Raw genomic sequence first — 15966 nt, 5'->3', positions numbered from 1 at the left:
AACGCTCGTTTCACGCTAAGGTTCGCCAGCTTTGCCCGGGATCAGTTCCCGGGCGCTCCTATCTAATAATTAACGCAGCTCACACGTAGCTGGTAATGGAGCCAAGATGACCCCTAGTGAACTCCTCCTCGAGGGTGTCGAGCTCATGCTGTTCGGCCTGGGCACCGTATTTCTCTTCCTGATTCTATTGGTGCTGATGATCCGCGTGATGTCGTGGGTTATCGAGCGTTTTACCGTGAAAGCGCCAATTCCCGTATCTGTGCCATCAGCAGTCAAGCCGGCCTCCGACGAGCCGAGCGCTGATGTGCTAGCCGCTATCCAATCCGCTATTCACCAGCACCGCGCCCGCCGCGGGTGAGCCAGGTTCGACAGGGAGCATCTGTATGACTGCCGTAAAGAAAGCACTCGGAATTACTGATGTGGTGCTGCGTGACGCCCACCAGTCGATCCTGGCCACCCGCGTGCGCCTGGAAGACATGTTGCCAATCGCACCCAAGCTCGATCAGGTCGGCTTCTGGTCCGTAGAGTCCTGGGGCGGCGCGACCTTCGATGCGTGCATCCGTTACCTGGGTGAAGATCCATGGCACCGCATTCGCGAGCTGAAAAAGGCCATGCCCAACACCCGACAGCAAATGCTGCTGCGCGGGCAGAATCTGCTGGGCTACCGCCATTACGCCGATGACGTGGTGGAAAAATTCGTCGAGCGCGCTGCCTTCAATGGCGTTGATGTGTTCCGCGTATTCGATGCGATGAACGATCCGCGCAATTTGCAGACTGCTCTCAAAGCGGTCAAGCAGCTGGGCAAGCATGCTCAGGGCACCATCTCCTATACCACCAGCCCGGTGCATACCCTGGAAATGTGGGTTGATCTGGCCAAGCAGATCGAAGACATGGGCGCCGACTCGGTGGCCATCAAGGACATGGCCGGTATTCTGACGCCCTACACCGCGTTCGAGCTGGTGACGCGCCTGAAGGCAACCCTGTCGATCCCGATTCATATGCAGTGTCACGCCACTGCTGGGCTGTCGTCTGTGGCCATTCTTAAGGCCGTGGAAGCTGGCATCGACAATGTCGACACCGCCATTTCCTCGTTGTCGATGACCTATGGCCATTCGCCGACCGAGTCCGTAGTGGCGATGTTCCAGGGTACTGAGCGCGATACCGGCCTGGATCTGTTGCTGCTGGAAGAAATCGCTGCCTATTTCCGTGAAGTGCGGAAGAAATACGCCAAGTTCGAGGGCAACCTCAAGGGTGTCGATTCGCGGATTCTGGTTGCCCAGGTGCCAGGCGGCATGTTGACCAATATGGAAGGCCAGCTGAAAGAGCAGGGCGCCCAGGACAAGTTTGATGAAGTGCTGGCTGAGATCCCGCGCGTACGCGAAGACCTCGGCTTTATCCCGCTGGTGACCCCAACTTCGCAGATCGTTGGCACCCAGGCGGTGATCAACGTGCTGACCGGTGAGCGTTACAAATCGATCACCAAGGAAACCGCCGGCATCTTGAAAGGTGAATACGGCGCAGCGCCGGCGCCTTTCAATAAAGAACTGCAGGCGCGGGTGCTCGATGGTGCTGAAGCGGTTACCTGCCGTCCGGCTGATCTGCTTGAAGCCGAGATGGACAAGCTGACTGCTGAACTCAAGGGCATTGCCAAAGAGAAGGGCATCAAGCTTGCTGCTGATGAAATCGACGACGTGCTGACCTATGCCCTGTTCCCGCAGATCGGACTGAAGTTTCTGGAAAACCGCGGCAATCCGGCAGCCTTCGAACCGATGCCGACTGGTAAGGAAACCCTTGCTCGTGAAGCCGGCAAACCTGAGGTCTACACCGTTGAGGTGAACGGCAAGTCTTATGTGGTGCAGGTCAATGAAGGTGGTGATATCGCAGGGCTCAAGGCTGTCGGCGGCGCGACTTCCGCTGCAGCAGTGGTAGCTGCGCCGGTTGGCGCTGGCGAGCCGCAGAATGCCCCGCTGGCCGGCAATATCTTCAAGGTGCTGGTGCAGCCAGGTCAGGCCGTTGAAGAAGGGCAGCTGGTGATCATCCTCGAAGCCATGAAGATGGAAACCGAGATCCGTGCGTTCAAGGCTGGCACCGTCGGTGCGGTCAACGTCAAGGTCGGTGATGCGGTGGCGGTGGGCGACAGCCTGCTGACCATCGGTTAAGGGAGCGCGGTAATGGAAAAGCTCCTCAAGCTTTGGCACAGCACTGGCCTGTACCACGTCGAGGTCGGTCAGCTGTTTATGATCGCGGTGTGCATCCTGCTGATCTATCTGGCGATCAAGAAGGGTTTCGAGCCCTTGCTGCTGTTGCCTATTGGTTTTGGTGGTCTGCTGGCAAATATCCCGGTGGCCAACATGGCCGAGGGTGCGGGCTTCCTGCATATGATCTACGAGGTGGGCCTGCCCACCAGTATCTTCCCGCTGTTGATCTTCCTTGGCGTGGGGGCCATGACCGACTTCGGGCCGATGCTGGCTAACCCCAAGACCTTGCTGCTCGGGGCTGCGGCGCAGTTCGGGATTTTCGGCACCCTGATGGGCGCGCTGGCGCTGACTGCCTTGGGTATTCCGGGGCTTGAGTTCACCCTCAAGGAGGCTGCTTCCATCGCCATCATTGGCGGTGCCGACGGCCCAACCTCGATTTTCGTGACCTCCAAGCTGGCTCCGCATCTGCTCGGTCCGATTGCCGTGGCGGCCTATGCCTATATGGCGCTAGTGCCGCTGATTCAGCCGCCGATTATGCGCGCACTGACCACCAAGGAAGAGCGCGCCATCGTTATGCAGCAACTGCGCCCTGTGGGTCAGGCCGAGAAGATTATCTTCCCGATTGTGCTGTGCCTGCTGATCGGCATGCTGCTACCTGATGCGGCGCCGCTGATTGGTATGTTTGCCCTGGGTAATCTGCTGCGCGAGGCCGGTGTGGTCGAGCGTCTGGCTGATACCTCGCGTAATGCGCTGATCAATATCGTCACCATCTTCCTCGGTCTGACCGTGGGCTCGAAGCTCTCGGCCGACTCCTTCCTGCAGCTGAAAACCCTGGGCATTCTCAGCTTGGGTATGGTGGCGTTCTGTGCCGGTACGGCTGCCGGGGTGTTGATGGCCAAGCTGATGAACCTGTTCAGCAAGAACAAGATCAACCCGCTGATTGGTTCGGCCGGGGTGTCTGCGGTGCCGATGGCGGCGCGGGTATCGAACAAGGTCGGCCTGGAAGCCAACCCGCAGAACTTCCTGCTGATGCACGCCATGGGCCCTAACGTGGCCGGGGTGATCGGCTCGGCAGTGGCGGCGGGTGTACTGCTCAGCTTTGTCGGCTGATTAACACGGCCAATAAAAACCGCCTAAGGGCGGTTTTTATTGCCTGCAAAACGGGCAGCAAAAAAACCGGCCTCGGCCGGTTTTTTCAGGGTGCAGCGCAATCAGGCTTCTTCTGCGGCCATCTCGGCGTCGTGAGCAATCAATGCCACCAGGGCATTTTGCTGACGGCGCGACAGCTGGCGAAAGCGTTGCAGCAGCTCACGCTCGTGCAAGGACAGGTCTGGGCTGTCCAGGCGCATATTAAGGTCATCACCCAGAGCGCTTTCCTGGAGCATGCTTTGCTCAAGGCGAGCAATGATCTCCGAGTTCATGCTGCGGTGATGGTTGCGTGCGACATCCGCAATACGTTCGCGCATGCCATCGGGCAGACGAACTACGAATTTGTCAGCGGTGCGGCTGGAATAGAGTGCTGGTTTCATAGGGCGCGTACATTAAACCGGTTAGTTCAGGAAAGCGATACTGGCAATGGGCTATAGGATTGTCACCGGTTTGACCACCTTTAGCACTAACCGTTCAGCCAGAAAGCCGCTTGATCGCATGTGACTATACAGTCGCGAGGTCGATAAATTGACGCCAATCGCGTGTCGCATTTTGCGTTGGATAAAGGCGTTATGCCAGCACCAGTCATCAGAAATGCGCCGTGCTGTGCAAAAAGCAAGGAAATTCGCCCGCGCGTAGAAAAAACTTCAAGCAATGGTCACGTAAGTGTCACGGCCCATTAATCGGCCTGACACAGGATTTGCCTACCTTGGTCTACACCAGAAGGCGGCTGTTAGCCGCGGTGTAACCGCTAATAAAAGGAGGCATTCCATGAGCGCAGTGATCCGGGTTGAGAGCCTGAACAAAACGTTCGGCCGCAAGCAGGCGCTGTTTGATCTGGCGCTGTCCGTCGAACCCGGTGAAATGGTGGCGCTGATCGGAGCCTCGGGTTCCGGCAAGTCGACCTTGCTGCGTCATGTTGCCGGCCTGGCCTGCTGCGATCGCGGCGGCGGTGGCAGCATTCAAGTGCTGGGCCGTGAAGTGCAGGCCGCAGGCCGCCTAAATGGCGAAGTGCGTCGTCTGCGCGCCGACATCGGCTACATCTTTCAGCAGTTCAATCTAGTCGGCCGCCTTAGCGTGCTGCAGAACGTGCTGCTCGGTTGCCTGGGGCGCATGCCGCGCTGGCGAGGCACCCTCGGCCTGTTCAATGCCGAAGAAAAGCAGCGTGCGCTACAGGCTTTGGCCCGTGTGGGTCTGGCCGATCTGGCGCAGCAGCGCGCCTCGACCCTGTCTGGCGGCCAGCAGCAGCGCGTGGCGATTGCCCGTGCCCTGTGTCAGCGCGCCAAGGTAATCCTGGCCGACGAGCCGATTGCCTCGCTCGACCCCGAATCCGCGCGCAAGGTCATGCAGATTCTTGCCGACATCAACCGCGAAGACGGCACCACCGTGGTGGTCACCCTGCATCAAGTCGACTACGCCATGCGCTATTGCCAGCGCGCCGTAGCGTTGAAAGCGGGGCGTATTCATTACGACGGCGCGGCCGCCGAGCTGCACCCCAACTTCCTTAACGATCTTTACGGCGCCGAGCTGCTAGTCGAGCCGCAAGCCGATGAGAAACCGCGCCGTGCGCGCAAGCCGAAAGTCCCGCTGGCTCTGGCCAAGGCCTGAGCTGCTTCCCTGTTATGCCAACCCCTGTATGTCCATCTGCACTAGGAGTGCTTTGCATGTTCAAACGTATCAGTCGCGTTCTCGCCGCGTCCACGCTGCTGGCCGGCTCGGTTCTGGGCGCTGCCCAGGCCGCTGAGCAGGAAGTCAATTTCGGCATCATCTCCACCGAGTCCTCGCAGAACCTGAAAAGTATGTGGGACCCCTTCCTGGCGGATATGAGCCAGCAGACCGGCCTGAAGATCAAAGCCTTCTTCGCCCCTGACTATGCCGGGATTATCCAGGGCATGCGTTTCGACAAGGTCGACATGGCCTGGTACGGCAACAAGGCCGCGATGGAAGCTGTGGACCGCGCCGGTGGGCAGATCTTCGCCCAGACCGTCGCCGCCAACGGCACCCAGGGCTATTACAGCCTGATGGTGGCGCACAAGGACAGCCCGATCAATTCGATCGAAGACATGCTGAAAAACGCCAAGACCCTGACCTTCGCCAACGGCGATCCGAACTCCACCTCGGGCTATCTGGTGCCGGGCTACTACGTGTTTGCGCAGAACAATGCCGACGCCAACAAGATCTTCAAGCGCGCGCTTAACGGCAGCCATGAAGTCAACGCCCTGTCGGTGGCCAACAAGCAGGTCGATGTCGGCACCTTCAACAGCGAAGGCATGGAGCGTCTGGAAGTGACTGCGCCGGACAAGGCCGCCCAGCTGAAAGTGATCTGGACCTCGCCGCTGATCCCATCCGACCCGATGGTATGGCGCAAGAACCTGGACGACGCCACCAAGAACAAGCTGCGCGAATTCTTTATGACCTACGGCGACCAGCCAGCCGAGCAGAAAGTGCTGGAAGGTCTGCAGTGGGCCAAGTTCAAGGCTTCCGATGACGATCAGCTGCTGCCGATCCGCCAGCTGGAACTGTTCAAGAAGCGCACCGAAGTGGCCAACAACGACAAGTTGAATGCCGCCGACAAGCAGGCTCAGCTCAAGGAGCTGGATGCCGAGCTGGCCAAGCTGGAAAAACGCATGGCTGAAATTGCCAAGCAGAGCCCTGCCAGCGCTGGTTAATCGCAGTTCTCGACCCGCCGCCCACGGCGGGTCGTTTTCTTCTGCCGCTTGATTCGAGATGTTGTTATGACCACTTTGACCACCGCACCCACGCCCGACCTGATTGCCAAGCGTTCCTGGCTGCAGCTGATCGGCTGGGGGCTGTTCTTCGTTGTGTTGGCCTGGTCCTGGCAGGGCGCGGAGATGAATCCGCTGGCGCTGATCCGCGACTCCAGCAACATGGCGACCTTTGCCGCGGACTTCTTTCCGCCCGATTTCAGCAACTGGGAGCTGTACCTCAAGGAGATGATCGTCACCGTGCAGATCGCCCTGTGGGGCACGGTGCTGGCGATTGTTCTGGCTATCCCGTTGGGCATTCTCTGCTCGGAAAACATCGTGCCGTGGTGGGTTTACCAGCCGATTCGCCGAGTGATGGACGCCTGCCGTTCGATCAATGAAATGGTCTTCGCCATGCTCTTTGTGGTGGCGGTTGGCCTGGGTCCCTTTGCCGGGGTGCTGGCGTTGTTTATCGGCACCACCGGGGTGCTCGCCAAACTCTTTGCCGAGGCGGTCGAGGCCATCGATCCCGGCCCGGTTGAAGGCGTACGCGCCACCGGCGCCAGCGCGCTGCAGGAAGTCATCTACGGGGTGATTCCGCAGGTTCTGCCGCTGTGGATTTCCTACTCGCTGTACCGCTTCGAGTCCAACGTGCGCTCGGCCACCGTGGTCGGCATGGTCGGCGCCGGCGGCATCGGGGTGATTCTCTGGGAAGCGATTCGCGGCTTCCAGTTCGCCCAGACCTGCGCCTTGCTGATCGTGATCATCCTGGTGGTCAGCCTGCTGGACATCATTTCGCAGCGCCTGCGTAAACAATTTATCTGACGGAGAGCGGGCATCTGCGGATGCCCTTTTTTAGCCATGCACTTGTCTAGACAACCCGAGCCGCTGTACCGCGAACTGGCCGCCGTGCTGCGCGATGAGCTGCAGCGCATGAGCCCCGGTGATTACCTGCCGGCCGAGGTGCAGCTGGCCGCGCGCTTTGCGGTCAACCGCCACACCCTGCGCCGCGCGGTGGATGAGCTGGTACTCGAAGGCCGCCTGCTGCGCCAGCAGGGCAAGGGCACGCGGGTGTTGGCCAAACCGTTGATCTACCCGATGCAGGCCGGCAGTGCCTACAGCGCCTCGCTCTCGGCGCTTGGCCACAAGGTTGAGGCGCAATTGCTGGAAAGCCGCCTGCGCCCGGCCGCATGTGAGGAGCGCGAATACCTGCAGCTGGCCAGTGGTGCGCAACTGCTGGAGCTGAGCACTTTGCGCCTGATTGAAGGCCAGCCGGTCAGCCTGATTCGGCATGCCTTCAGCACCGAATACGCCGAGCTGCTCGCCGACTACCAGGGCGGCTCGCTGCGCCAGTACCTCAGTCAGCGCGGCCTGCCGTTGACTCGCACCTTCAGCCTGATCGGCGCGCGCCTGCCCAGCCGTGATGAGGCCGCGCGCCTGTTGATGCCCCGGCACGCGCCGCTGCTTAGCGTGCAAACCCTTTCCCGCGATCTGGCCGGACGGCCGGTGGAGCTGTCGTTATCGACCAGCCGCGCCGACCGCTTCCAGTACCAGCTCGCCCTTTGATGGAGGCTTGTTGATGAACCGCGCACGACCGCAAAGCAACCTGCTGCACAGCGACCCGCAGATCGCCACCCGCCAGCGCTGGATGGGCGTACTCGCCCGCGCCGGCGGTCAATTGGCGGCTTATGAGTCGGCGTTGAAGGAAGCCGAGTACCGCCTGATTCGCGCCCCGGAAATCGGCATGACCCTGGTACGCGGGCGCATGGGCGGCACCGGCAGCCCGTTCAACCTCGGCGAGATGAGCGTGACCCGCTGCGTGGTGCGCCTGGCTGATGGCCGCACGGGCTACAGCTACGTGAGCGGCCGCGACAAGCAACATGCCGAACTGGCGGCCCTGGCCGACGCGCATTTGCAGGGTGCCGAACAGCCGCACTGGTTGAGCCGGCTGATCGAACCCCTGGCGGCAGCGCAACAAGCCCAACAGGCGGCCAAGGCCGCAGAAACCGCAACCACCCAGGTGGAATTCTTCACCCTGGTCAGAGGAGAAGACTGATGAACGCGGCGAATAGCTCGCAATGGCTGCAACCGGCCTTCAATGATCCGGTGCTGGACGCCCAGACCAGCTTCCGCAGCGCCCTCAAGGCCCTGGCCGAGCCAGGCCTGGCGCAACCGCTGAACCGCGCCCTGGCCCTGGAAAACCTGCATCCGGCGACCTACGCCCTGTGCCTGGCGTTTCTCGATGGCGACACGCCGCTGTGGCTGGCGCCGCGTTTCGATACCCCGGCAATCCGCGCCAACCTGTCGTTCCACTGCGGCTGCCCGATTGTCGCCGAGCGTGAGCTGGCGCTGTTTGCCCTGCTTGATGAGCGCGAGCTGGCCGACCTGTCGGCCTTCGACAATGGCAGTGAGCGCTATCCGGACCAGTCCTGCACCTTGCTGATTCAGCTCGATGCGTTGAGCGCCGGGCCGGCATTGCGCTGGCGCGGCCCTGGCATCAAGGACGTGCGCAGCGTCGAGCTGCCGCTGCCGGCGGTGTTCTGGCAGCAGCGCCAGGCGCGCAGCGCCTTTCCCCGAGGTCTGGATGCCTTCTTCGCCGCCGGCGAGCAGGTGATCGGCCTGCCGCGCAGCACCCGCGTGCTGATCAATGCCGAGGAGGCTGCCTGATGTACGTCGCCGTCAAAGGTGGCGAGCGCGCCATCGACAATGCTCACTTGCTACTGGCGAAGAAACGCCGTGGCGATACTGCCATTCCCGAACTCAGCGTCGAGCAAGTCCGTGAGCAGATGCCCCTGGCGGTCGCTCGGGTGATGAGCGAAGGCTCGCTGTATGACCCGCAGCTGGCCGCCCTGGCGATCAAACAGGCGGCCGGTGACTTGATGGAGGCGATCTTCCTGCTGCGCGCCTACCGCACCACGCTGCCGCGTTTCGGTGCCAGCGCTGCACTGGAGACCACGCAGATGCAGCTGACCCGGCGCATCTCGGCAACCTTCAAAGACCTGCCCGGCGGCCAGTTGCTCGGCCCGACCTTCGATTACAGCCACCGTCTGCTGGATTTCGCTCTGCTGGCCGAAGGCGAGCAGCCAGGGCCGAAGATCGACCCGCAGGCTGAACTGTCGCCGTGCCCACGGGTGCTGGATTTTCTCGCCGACGAAGGCCTGATGGCCCGCGAGGCGGATGACGGCGCAGCGGTGGCGGATATCACCCGCGAGCCGCTGGATTTTCCCGCTAGTCGTGCTCAGCGCCTGCAAGCGTTGGCTCGGGGCGACGAAGGTTTTCTGCTGGCTCTGGGCTATTCCACCCAGCGCGGCTATGGGCGCAATCACCCCTTTGCCGGGGAGATTCGCATCGGCGAGGTCGAGGTCTGGCTGGAGCCGGAAGAACTCGGCTTTGCCGTGCCGCTGGGCGATATCGAAGTCACCGAGTGCGAGATGGTCAACCAGTTCGTCGGTGAGAGCGCCGAGCAGGCGCAGTTTACCCGTGGCTACGGCCTGGCCTTTGGCTATGCCGAGCGCAAGGCCATGGGCATGGCTCTGGTTGACCGCTCGCTGCGCGCGGCGGAATACGCCGAGGAAGTGGAAGGCCCGGCGCAGCAGGAAGAATTCGTGCTGATGCACTGCGACAACGTCGAGGCCGCGGGCTTCGTCTCGCACCTGAAATTGCCGCACTACGTCGACTTCCAATCCGAGCTGGAACTGATCCGCAAACTGCGTAAGCAGGCCTGCGAGCAGCCCGCCGCCGAGGAGCAACGCGCATGAATGCCCAGGCCCAAACGCAGTATGCAACTGAGGTTGGCTATAACTTTGCCTACCTCGACGAACAGACCAAACGCATGATCCGCCGTGGCCTGCTCAAGGCCGTGGCGATTCCCGGTTACCAGGTGCCGTTCGGTGGCCGCGAGATGCCGCTGCCCTATGGCTGGGGCACTGGTGGTATGCAGCTGACCGCCGCGATTCTTGGCGCAGATGATGTGCTCAAGGTGATCGACCAAGGCGCGGATGACACCACCAACGCAGTGTCGATCCGCCGTTTCTTCGCCCGCACCGCCAGGGTCAAAACCACCACGCGCACGCCCGAGGCGACGGTGATTCAGACCCGCCACCGCATTCCGGAAACGCCGCTCAGTGGCGATCAGATCATGGTTTACCAGGTGCCGATCCCCGAGCCGCTGCGCTTTATCGAACCCTCGGAAACCGAGACCCGCACCATGCATGCGCTGGAGGATTACGGCGTGATGCACGTCAAGCTGTACGAGGACATCGCCACCTTCGGCCATATCGCCACCAGCTACGCCTACCCGGTGACGGTTGATGAGCGCTACGTGATGGACCCCTCGCCCATCCCTAAATTCGACAACCCCAAGCTGCATATGAGTCCGGCGCTGATGTTGTTTGGTGCCGGCCGCGAGAAGCGCCTGTATGCCGTGCCGCCCTACACCCAGGTGGTGAGTCTGGACTTCGAAGATCACCCGTTCGAGATCCAGCGCTGGGACGAGTGCTGCGCCTTCTGCGGCAGCCAGGATTCCTACCTGGATGAGCTGATCGTCGACGACGCCGGCAGCAAGCGCTTTGTCTGCTCCGACACCGACTACTGCATGCAACGCCGTGACCTTGAAGAGGAGGGCGAGCAATGAGTGCTGCCGAGAAAATGCACCTGCACACCGACACGGCGCAGCCGCTGTTTAGCGTGCGTGACCTGACCCGCCTGTACGGCCTGGAGAAGGGCTGCCAGGGCGTGTCGTTCGATCTGTATCCGGGCGAGGTGCTGGGCATCGTCGGCGAGTCCGGTTCGGGCAAGTCGACCCTGCTTAGCCTGCTCTCCGGGCGCTGCCCGTCGGATCGCGGTTCAGTCAGTTATCGCGATACGGCCGGCAACTGGGTCGATCTATACAGCGCCAGTGAAGCGCAGCGGCGCACGCTGCTGCGCACCGAGTGGGGCTTTGTCGAGCAGAACCCGCGTGATGGCCTGCGTATGGGCGTGTCGGCCGGGGCCAATATCGGCGAGCGACTGATGGCCCAGGGCGTGCGCCATTACGGCGAGCTGCGCGCGGCCGGCATCGACTGGCTGAAACAGGTGGAGATCGACCCGCTGCGCATCGACGACCTGCCGCGCACCTTCTCCGGCGGCATGCAGCAGCGTTTGCAGATCGCTCGCAATCTGGTCTCCAGCCCACGGCTGATCTTTATGGACGAACCCACCGGCGGCCTTGATGTATCGGTGCAGGCGCGCCTGCTCGACCTGTTGCGCGGCCTGGTGCGCGAACTGGACCTGGCGGTGGTGATCGTCACCCACGACCTGGCGGTGGCGCGCTTGCTGGCAGACCGGCTGATGGTGATGCGCCGCTCCCATGTGGTCGAGTCCGGTCTCACCGACCAGATTCTCGATGACCCGCAGCATCCCTATTCGCAGTTGCTGGTGTCGTCTGTCCTGCAGCCCTGACGTGTGTGCAGCCCGGATTGCATGCGGGCTGCCGGTCAATATGAGGTCAATCATGAATACGCTTATCGAGGTCTCCGGCCTCAGCAAGACCTTCACCCTGCATCAGCAGCATGGCGTGGTGCTGAATGTATTGAGCGGGCTGCATTTCAGCGTGCGCGCTGGCGAGTGCCTGGTGCTGCATGGCCAATCCGGTGCAGGTAAATCGACTTTGCTGCGCACCCTGTACGGCAATTACCTGGCCGCTGGCGGCAGCATTCGCGTGTTGCACAACGGCGAATGGGTCGAGCTGGTTGGCGCCGAACCGCGCCAAGTGCTGGCGGTACGCCGGCAAACCCTGGGTTATGTCAGCCAGTTTCTGCGGGTTATTCCGCGCGTGGCGACCCTGGATGTGGTGATGGAACCGGCCCTGGCCCGTGGCTGGAGCAAGGCCGATGCCGAGGCGCGGGCGAAAAGCCTGCTCAGCCGTCTGAATATCCCTCAGGCCCTGTGGCAGCTGGCCCCTGGCACCTTCTCCGGCGGCGAGCAGCAGCGGGTGAATATCGCCCGCGGCTTTATGGTCGCCTGGCCGCTGATGCTGCTGGACGAACCCACCGCGTCCCTGGACGACGCCAACCGCCAGGTGGTGCTGGAACTGATCGCTGAAGCCAAGGTCGCCGGTAGCGCGCTGATCGGCATCTTCCACGACCGCGCCGCCCGTGAGGCGGTGGCCGATCGCAACCTTGATATGAGCGCTGCGGCGCAGCAGGAGTATGTATATGCCGGTTGAACTGATTCTGACCAACGCGCGGATCGTCACTGCCGAGCAGGAGTTTGTCGGCACCCTGGTGCTGCGCGACGGCCTGATTGCCCAGGTGGAAGAGGGCGTTAGCGGTTTGCCCCAGGCGCAGAACTTGAACGGTGATTACCTGCTGCCCGGCCTGGTCGAGCTGCACACCGACAACCTGGAAAAGTACATGAGCCCACGGCCGGGGGTGGATTGGCCATCGGCCTCGGCAGTACTGACTCACGATGCGCAGATCGCCTCGGCCGGCATCACCACGGTGTTTGATGCCCTGGCGATTGGCGACGTCAATCCGCGCGGCAAGCGCATGCAGCAACTGCCGGCGATGCTTGAAGCCATCGCCGAAGCGGCAGCGGTCGGGCATATACGCGCGGATCACCGCCTGCACCTGCGTTGCGAGGTCTGCCACCCGGAGACCCTCGCGGTGTTTCGCGATCTGGTCGAGCACCCGCTGGTGCAGCTGGTGTCGGTGATGGACCACGCGCCGGGCCAGCGTCAGTTTGCCAAGGAAGACAAATACCGCGAGTACTACATGGGCAAGTACCACCTCAGCGAGGCGGAGATGAATGCCTTTATCGTCGAGCAGGTGGACAACTCGCGGCAGTACAGCGATCGCCAGCGCCGCAGCATTGTTGCCGACTGCCAGGCCCGTGGTATTTCCGTGGCCAGCCATGACGACGCGACCCTGGCCCATGTGCAGGAGTCGGCGAGCTTTGGCATGTCCATCGCCGAATTTCCCACCACCCTGGAGGCGGCCAAGGCCAGCCACGAACTGGGCTTGAAGGTGCTGATGGGCGCGCCGAATATCGTGCGCGGCGGTTCGCACTCCGGCAATATCGCCGCCGCCGAACTGGCCCAGCATGGAGTGCTGGATATCCTTTCCAGCGACTACTACCCGTCCAGCCTGTTGCAGGCCGCTTTGCTGCTGGCCGGGCAGGATAACGGCTATGATCTGCCGCGCGCGATTGCCACCGTCAGCCGCGTGCCGGCACAGGCGGCGGGGCTGCATGATCGCGGCGAAATCCGCGTCGGCCTGCGTGCCGACCTGGTGCAGGCGCAGGTGCATGCGGGCCAGGCGGTGATCCAGCAAGTCTGGCGACAAGCGAAAAGGGTGTTCTGATGAGCGGCCGGTTGATCTATCTGATGGGGCCTTCGGGCTCGGGCAAGGACAGCCTGTTGAATGCCGCGCGCGAGCGCCTGGCTGAACGTGGTTGTGTGATCGCCCGCCGGGTGATCACTCGCTCGGCGGAAGCGGTGGGTGAGGACGCCATCGGGGTGTCGCCTGCCGAGTTCGACCAGCAGGAAGCCGCCGGCGCTTTTGCCCTGAGCTGGCGCGCCAACGGCCTGGCCTATGGCATTCCCCGGCAGATCGATGACTGGCTGGTGGCGGGGCAGGATGTGCTGGTCAACGGCTCGCGCGGCCATCTGGCCCAGGCCCGGCAGCGTTATCCCGAGTTGCTGGCAATCCTGTTGCAGGTGGATGAAGCGGCATTGCGCCTGCGCTTGCAAGCGCGCGGTCGGGAAAGCGCCGAGCAGATCGAGGCACGCCTGGCGCGCAGTCGTTCGCTCCAGCCCCCTCTCCCCTTAGGGGAGAGGGCTGGGGAGAGGGGAGAGGCCGAATCGCAATACCTGCTGAATAACTCCGGCCCACTCGACCAAACCGTCACCCAGTTGCTGCAACTGCTTAGCGATGCGCGCGCATGCGCCTGACCCTGCTCGGCACCGGCGATGCGCGTCAGGTGCCGGTGTACAACTGCAGCTGCGCGGCCTGCGACAGCGCACGTCTGAATCCTGCACGTCGTCGTGGGCCCTGTTGCGCGCTGATTGAATGCGGCGCGCAGCGCTGGCTGATCGACTCGGGCCTGAGCGATCTGTGTGAGCGCTTCCCGCCCCATAGCCTGAGCGGCATTCTGCAAACCCATTATCACGCCGACCACGCCCAGGGCTTGCTGCACCTGCGCTGGGGTCAGGGGCTGATTATTCCGGTGCATGGCCCGGATGATCCGGAAGGCCTGGCCGATCTGTACAAGCACCCCGGCATTCTCGATTTCAGTCAGCCCTTTGCGCCCTTCGAGCGGCGGCAACTGGCTGAGTTAAGCGTCACCGCGCTGCCGCTTAATCACTCCAAGCCGACATTTGGTTATCTACTGCAAGGCTTAACGGCGAGTGGCGAACAACGGCGTATCGCCTACCTCACTGACACCCTCGGCGTACCAGACGCCAGTGCTGAGGTACTGCGCAAGCAGCCGCTGGATCTGCTGGTGCTGGATTGCTCCACCGCACCGCAGCCCATCGCCCCGCGCAACCACAACGACCTGACCCGCGCGCTGGAAGTGGTCGAGCAGTTGCAACCGAGAGAAACCGTGCTGACCCATATCGGCCATAGCTTCGACGCCTGGCTGCTGGAACACCCCGATGCCTTGCCTGCGGGGGTTAGCCTAGCCTTTGATGGGCGAGTGCTATGAACGCCCGCCGCGTGACGCTGCTGCTGTGCGGCTCGGAAACCCTGGGCATGGCTGGCTTTGCCCTGTTCGCCGCCTTGCTGCCGGATTTTCAGGCGCTGTGGGGGCTGACTAATACCCAGGCGGGCTGGATTGGTGGCGGGTTCTTTCTCGGTTATATGGTTGCAGTGCCGATCCTTACCGGGCTGACCGACAAATACGATGCGCGGCTGATCTATCTGGCGGCGATGCTGCTGACTGCCGTGGCCAATGCCGGTTTTGTCTTCGCCGATGGTTTCTGGTCGGCCCTGGCCTGGCGAGTGCTGGCGGGCGTTGGTTTGGCCGGCACCTATATGCCGGGGCTCAAGGCGCTGTCCGAACGTATCGAAGGGCCGGCGCAGTCGCGCGCGGTGGCGTTCTATACGGCGAGCTTCGGTTTGGGTACGGCACTGTCGTTTATTCTCGCCGGCGAGCTGGCCAAGTTCGGCGGCTGGCAGTTGCCGACTCTGCTCAGTGGCGTCTGCGCCTTGCTGGCCTGGGCCATGGTCTATTGGGGTTTGCAGCCAAAAGCGGTGGTGCAGCATGCGCCGCGCAAGCTACTGGATTTGGCCCCATTAAAGAGCCGCGCAGTGGCGGCTTACTGCCTGGCCTATGCGGTGCATAACCTTGAACTGTTTGCCCTGCGCGCCTGGGTGGTGGCTTTTGTGGTGTTCTCCGGGCATTTGCAGGGCAGCGATCCCTGGCTGTCCGGCACCTGGGTGGCGATGCTGGTGACCCTGATCGGTATGCCGGCGAGCATCTTCGGCAACGAGCTGGCGCTGCGTTTTGGTCGGCAGCGCTGGTTGATCGCAGTGATGCTCAGCTCGACGGCTCTGGCGCTGTTTATCGGCCTGAGTGCAGCCTTGCCGTTCTGGCTGATGCTGGTGCTGGTGCTGCTCTACAGCATTACCGTCACCGCCGATTCGTCATCCCTGACGGCTGGTCTGATCGCTGTGGCCCCGGCCAGTCACCGCGGCACGGCCATGGCGCTGTATTCCTGCACCGGCTTTAGCGGCGCCTTTCTCGGCCCGCTACTGTTTGGCATCAGCCTGGATGTGTTGGGCGACAAGAGCCTGCTCGGCTGGTGGGCGGCGTTTGCCCTGATGGGCCTGCTATTGCTGCTCGGCCCGCTGGCATTGTGGTGGGCGGGCAAAGCGCAGTCGGAATGCGCCCTGCGGCAGCCGCGTGCGGAGGCGGCATAGGCAAGGCGATCT

General features: G+C 62.4%; 18 protein-coding genes. 17 read left to right on the top strand and 1 reads right to left on the bottom strand.

Annotation, left to right across the window (positions count from 1 at the left end):
- The first annotated feature begins 106 nt into the window (after window positions 1-106).
- The 3 genes from P3C18_RS18440 to P3C18_RS18430 are packed head-to-tail and all read left to right on the top strand — an operon-like array spanning window position 107 to window position 3308.
- Window positions 107-358, top strand: coding sequence for an OadG family transporter subunit (locus P3C18_RS18440; protein WP_275963267.1), 252 nt, complete (start codon window positions 107-109; stop codon window positions 356-358).
- 25 nt (window positions 359-383) lie between these two features.
- The gene (gene oadA, locus P3C18_RS18435) at window positions 384-2159 is read left to right on the top strand and encodes a sodium-extruding oxaloacetate decarboxylase subunit alpha (RefSeq protein ID WP_275963266.1); all 1776 of its coding nucleotides are present in this window, start codon (window positions 384-386) and stop codon (window positions 2157-2159) included.
- Window positions 2160-2171: 12 nt separating this feature from the next.
- Complete coding sequence (locus P3C18_RS18430) at window positions 2172-3308, top strand: sodium ion-translocating decarboxylase subunit beta (RefSeq protein WP_275963265.1); 1137 nt, start codon at window positions 2172-2174, stop codon at window positions 3306-3308.
- Between the two features lie 101 nt (window positions 3309-3409).
- On the opposite strand, the gene P3C18_RS18425 is transcribed toward P3C18_RS18430, so the two are convergent.
- The gene (locus tag P3C18_RS18425; RefSeq protein ID WP_090382962.1) at window positions 3410-3727 is read right to left on the bottom strand and encodes an Arc family DNA-binding protein; all 318 of its coding nucleotides are present in this window, start codon (window positions 3725-3727) and stop codon (window positions 3410-3412) included.
- A gap of 391 nt (window positions 3728-4118) precedes the next feature.
- Here P3C18_RS18425 and phnC point away from each other — a divergent pair, with 391 nt between their 5' ends.
- The 14 genes from phnC to P3C18_RS18355 all read left to right on the top strand — a co-directional run bounded on the left by phnC (window position 4119) and on the right by P3C18_RS18355 (window position 15954).
- On the top strand, window positions 4119-4955 hold the full coding sequence (gene phnC / locus P3C18_RS18420; RefSeq protein ID WP_275963264.1) for a phosphonate ABC transporter ATP-binding protein: 837 nt from the start codon (window positions 4119-4121) through the stop codon (window positions 4953-4955).
- 56 nt (window positions 4956-5011) lie between these two features.
- A complete protein-coding gene (phnD, locus tag P3C18_RS18415; RefSeq protein WP_275963263.1) occupies window positions 5012-6016 on the top strand; it encodes a phosphonate ABC transporter substrate-binding protein in 1005 nt (334 codons plus the stop codon).
- Between the two features lie 66 nt (window positions 6017-6082).
- Window positions 6083-6877 (top strand): phosphonate ABC transporter, permease protein PhnE, encoded by a 795-nt coding sequence (gene phnE / locus P3C18_RS18410; RefSeq protein WP_269381934.1) that lies wholly within the window; start codon window positions 6083-6085, stop codon window positions 6875-6877.
- 36 nt (window positions 6878-6913) lie between these two features.
- Window positions 6914-7618 (top strand): phosphonate metabolism transcriptional regulator PhnF, encoded by a 705-nt coding sequence (phnF, locus tag P3C18_RS18405; protein WP_275963262.1) that lies wholly within the window; start codon window positions 6914-6916, stop codon window positions 7616-7618.
- A gap of 13 nt (window positions 7619-7631) precedes the next feature.
- Window positions 7632-8108: a phosphonate C-P lyase system protein PhnG gene (gene phnG, locus P3C18_RS18400; RefSeq protein ID WP_275963261.1), complete on the top strand. Its 477-nt coding sequence runs from the start codon at window positions 7632-7634 to the stop codon at window positions 8106-8108.
- Window positions 8108-8719 carry a phosphonate C-P lyase system protein PhnH gene (gene phnH / locus P3C18_RS18395; protein WP_275963260.1) on the top strand — a complete coding sequence of 204 codons (612 nt, stop codon included), beginning with the start codon at window positions 8108-8110 and terminating at the stop codon, window positions 8717-8719. The genes phnG and phnH overlap by 1 nt, the downstream gene beginning before the upstream one ends.
- Window positions 8719-9810, top strand: a complete 1092-nt coding sequence (locus tag P3C18_RS18390) for a carbon-phosphorus lyase complex subunit PhnI (RefSeq protein ID WP_275963259.1) — start codon at window positions 8719-8721, stop codon at window positions 9808-9810. Before phnH ends, P3C18_RS18390 begins: the two co-directional genes overlap by 1 nt.
- Window positions 9807-10685 (top strand): alpha-D-ribose 1-methylphosphonate 5-phosphate C-P-lyase PhnJ, encoded by an 879-nt coding sequence (locus P3C18_RS18385; RefSeq protein ID WP_275963258.1) that lies wholly within the window; start codon window positions 9807-9809, stop codon window positions 10683-10685. Before P3C18_RS18390 ends, P3C18_RS18385 begins: the two co-directional genes overlap by 4 nt.
- On the top strand, window positions 10682-11491 hold the full coding sequence (gene phnK / locus P3C18_RS18380) for a phosphonate C-P lyase system protein PhnK (RefSeq protein WP_275963257.1): 810 nt from the start codon (window positions 10682-10684) through the stop codon (window positions 11489-11491). Before P3C18_RS18385 ends, phnK begins: the two co-directional genes overlap by 4 nt.
- A gap of 52 nt (window positions 11492-11543) precedes the next feature.
- The gene (phnL, locus tag P3C18_RS18375) at window positions 11544-12257 is read left to right on the top strand and encodes a phosphonate C-P lyase system protein PhnL (protein ID WP_275963256.1); all 714 of its coding nucleotides are present in this window, start codon (window positions 11544-11546) and stop codon (window positions 12255-12257) included.
- Window positions 12247-13392: an alpha-D-ribose 1-methylphosphonate 5-triphosphate diphosphatase gene (locus P3C18_RS18370; RefSeq protein WP_275963255.1), complete on the top strand. Its 1146-nt coding sequence runs from the start codon at window positions 12247-12249 to the stop codon at window positions 13390-13392. Before phnL ends, P3C18_RS18370 begins: the two co-directional genes overlap by 11 nt.
- Window positions 13392-13982 (top strand): phosphonate metabolism protein/1,5-bisphosphokinase (PRPP-forming) PhnN, encoded by a 591-nt coding sequence (phnN, locus tag P3C18_RS18365; protein ID WP_275963254.1) that lies wholly within the window; start codon window positions 13392-13394, stop codon window positions 13980-13982. Before P3C18_RS18370 ends, phnN begins: the two co-directional genes overlap by 1 nt.
- Window positions 13973-14737: a phosphonate metabolism protein PhnP gene (gene phnP / locus P3C18_RS18360; protein WP_275963253.1), complete on the top strand. Its 765-nt coding sequence runs from the start codon at window positions 13973-13975 to the stop codon at window positions 14735-14737. The genes phnN and phnP overlap by 10 nt, the downstream gene beginning before the upstream one ends.
- Complete coding sequence (locus P3C18_RS18355) at window positions 14734-15954, top strand: MFS transporter (RefSeq protein ID WP_275963252.1); 1221 nt, start codon at window positions 14734-14736, stop codon at window positions 15952-15954. The genes phnP and P3C18_RS18355 overlap by 4 nt, the downstream gene beginning before the upstream one ends.
- The last annotated feature ends 12 nt before the right edge of the window (window positions 15955-15966 follow it).

It is taken from the genome of Pseudomonas sp. 1928-m (assembly GCF_029269135.1).
Taxonomy (GTDB): Bacteria; Pseudomonadota; Gammaproteobacteria; order Pseudomonadales; family Pseudomonadaceae; genus Aquipseudomonas.
The sequence above is the reverse complement of the archived record's forward strand: the minus strand, read 5'-3'. Positions and strand labels throughout refer to the sequence as shown.

Bases quoted from the DNA above. Each gene is read 5' to 3' on its own strand.
- P3C18_RS18370 (WP_275963255.1), top strand. From the start codon at position 12,247: ATGCCGGTTGAACTGATTCTGACCAACGCGCGGATCGTCACTGCCGAG.
- phnG (WP_275963261.1), top strand. From the start codon at position 7,632: ATGAACCGCGCACGACCGCAAAGCAACCTGCTGCACAGCGACCCGCAG.
- P3C18_RS18440 (WP_275963267.1), top strand. From the start codon at position 107: ATGACCCCTAGTGAACTCCTCCTCGAGGGTGTCGAGCTCATGCTGTTC.
- P3C18_RS18385 (WP_275963258.1), top strand. From the start codon at position 9,807: ATGAATGCCCAGGCCCAAACGCAGTATGCAACTGAGGTTGGCTATAAC.
- oadA (WP_275963266.1), top strand. From the start codon at position 384: ATGACTGCCGTAAAGAAAGCACTCGGAATTACTGATGTGGTGCTGCGT.
- phnC (WP_275963264.1), top strand. From the start codon at position 4,119: ATGAGCGCAGTGATCCGGGTTGAGAGCCTGAACAAAACGTTCGGCCGC.
- phnN (WP_275963254.1), top strand. From the start codon at position 13,392: ATGAGCGGCCGGTTGATCTATCTGATGGGGCCTTCGGGCTCGGGCAAG.
- phnP (WP_275963253.1), top strand. From the start codon at position 13,973: ATGCGCCTGACCCTGCTCGGCACCGGCGATGCGCGTCAGGTGCCGGTG.
- phnD (WP_275963263.1), top strand. From the start codon at position 5,012: ATGTTCAAACGTATCAGTCGCGTTCTCGCCGCGTCCACGCTGCTGGCC.
- phnE (WP_269381934.1), top strand. From the start codon at position 6,083: ATGACCACTTTGACCACCGCACCCACGCCCGACCTGATTGCCAAGCGT.
- P3C18_RS18425 (WP_090382962.1), bottom strand. From the start codon at position 3,727: ATGAAACCAGCACTCTATTCCAGCCGCACCGCTGACAAATTCGTAGTT.
- P3C18_RS18430 (WP_275963265.1), top strand. From the start codon at position 2,172: ATGGAAAAGCTCCTCAAGCTTTGGCACAGCACTGGCCTGTACCACGTC.
- phnK (WP_275963257.1), top strand. From the start codon at position 10,682: ATGAGTGCTGCCGAGAAAATGCACCTGCACACCGACACGGCGCAGCCG.
- phnF (WP_275963262.1), top strand. From the start codon at position 6,914: ATGCACTTGTCTAGACAACCCGAGCCGCTGTACCGCGAACTGGCCGCC.
- phnL (WP_275963256.1), top strand. From the start codon at position 11,544: ATGAATACGCTTATCGAGGTCTCCGGCCTCAGCAAGACCTTCACCCTG.
- phnH (WP_275963260.1), top strand. From the start codon at position 8,108: ATGAACGCGGCGAATAGCTCGCAATGGCTGCAACCGGCCTTCAATGAT.
- P3C18_RS18355 (WP_275963252.1), top strand. From the start codon at position 14,734: ATGAACGCCCGCCGCGTGACGCTGCTGCTGTGCGGCTCGGAAACCCTG.
- P3C18_RS18390 (WP_275963259.1), top strand. From the start codon at position 8,719: ATGTACGTCGCCGTCAAAGGTGGCGAGCGCGCCATCGACAATGCTCAC.